This window comes from Xanthobacter autotrophicus, from assembly GCF_030015065.1.
GTDB lineage: Bacteria > Pseudomonadota > Alphaproteobacteria > Rhizobiales > Xanthobacteraceae > Xanthobacter > Xanthobacter autotrophicus_D.
The window spans coordinates 1-1,459 of record NZ_JAIVFN010000258.1; the positions used below are offsets into that span (position 1 = coordinate 1).

Sequence of the window (1,459 nt, forward strand, 5' to 3'; positions counted from 1 at the left end):
TTCGGGCGAGGCGCAGCGCATGGAAACAACGGGGCGATCTCCGCCCAGAGGGCGTCGGGCAACAGCTTCTTGGCCATGCCCAACACAACGCCAAATATGGTTAACAAATCGTTTTGTTAGGCGCTCTAAGTCAGAGGGCTGCCCGCGCTCCGGACCCGGCGCGCGTGAATGAGGGCGCCGGTGCGAGGCGTGGCTGGGTGTGGGCGCGTCCGGAACGGCGCCGCTCTCTGCCGGGGCCCTGCGCGAAGGCCACGAGTCAGCACAATATTTTCTTTTAAAGAAACTCGTATTCGTTGTAAGAAGGCCGCGCGGCTCTGCTGACCCGTGCGGCGTGACGGCTCGGAGGCGTGCGCTGCGGCGATGAGGCGCCGCTCCGGCCTTGCCTTTGCGCGGCGCGGTGGACACAAGTTCGGGGAACTCTATGGGCCCGCGCACGGCGCCGCCTTCCGCAGGATGCGGCGCGCCGGGGCCACGGCTGTGGGAGATAAGGCTTTGGGGGATGTCGTGATCGAGACGAAGCCCATCGACGGAAAGGCGTTCGCAGCCGGGCTCCGGGCCCGCATCGCCGAGGAGGTGGCGCAGCTCGGCGCGGCCCATGGGCTGAAGCCGGGGCTTGCGGTCGTCCTCGTCGGAGAGGATCCCGCCAGCCAGGTTTATGTGCGCAACAAGGCGGCGCAGACCCTTGAGGCCGGCATGGCCTCCTTCGAGCACAAGCTCGCCGTGGACACGCCCGAGGCCGAGCTGCTGGCGCTGATCGGACGGCTCAACGCCGATCCCGCCGTGAACGGTATTCTGGTTCAGCTGCCGTTGCCGGCCCAGATCGACGCCATGAAGGTGCTGTCCACCATTGATCCGGCCAAGGATGTGGACGGCTTCCACGTGGTGAATGCCGGCCGCCTCGCGGTGGGCCTCGACGCGCTGGTGCCGTGCACGCCGCTCGGTTGCGTGATGCTGCTGAAACACCATCTGGGCAACCTGTCCGGTCTCAAGGCGGTGGTGGTGGGGCGCTCCAACATTGTCGGCAAGCCGGCGGCGCAACTGCTTCTGAAAGAGGATTGCACCGTCACTATCGCCCATTCGCGCACCCGCGACCTGCCCGGCGAATGCCGCACCGCCGACATCCTCGTGGCTGCGGTGGGCCGCCCGGAGATGGTCCGCGGCGACTGGATCAAGCCGGGGGCCACCGTGATCGACGTGGGCATCAACCGCATCCCCAAGCCCGACGGCAAGACGCGGCTCGTGGGCGACGTGGCCTATCAGGAAGCGCAGGGCATTGCCGGCCTGATCACCCCGGTGCCGGGCGGCGTCGGGCCCATGACCATCGCCTGCCTGCTCCAGAACACTCTCACCGCCGCCAAGCGCCAAGCCGGGCTCGCATAAAACCGGGCTCGCATAAAACCGGGCTCGTATGGGCCAGGCTCGCATCTGTCTCTTATACACCTCTCCGAGCCCACGAGAC

General features: G+C 67.1%; 1 protein-coding gene. It reads left to right on the forward strand.

Annotated features, from left to right (window positions below):
* Positions 1-504: 504 nt before the first annotated feature.
* Complete coding sequence (gene folD / locus K9U40_RS22945; protein ID WP_282892394.1) at positions 505-1,380, forward strand: bifunctional methylenetetrahydrofolate dehydrogenase/methenyltetrahydrofolate cyclohydrolase FolD; 876 nt, start codon at positions 505-507, stop codon at positions 1,378-1,380.
* Positions 1,381-1,459: the final 79 nt, after the last annotated feature.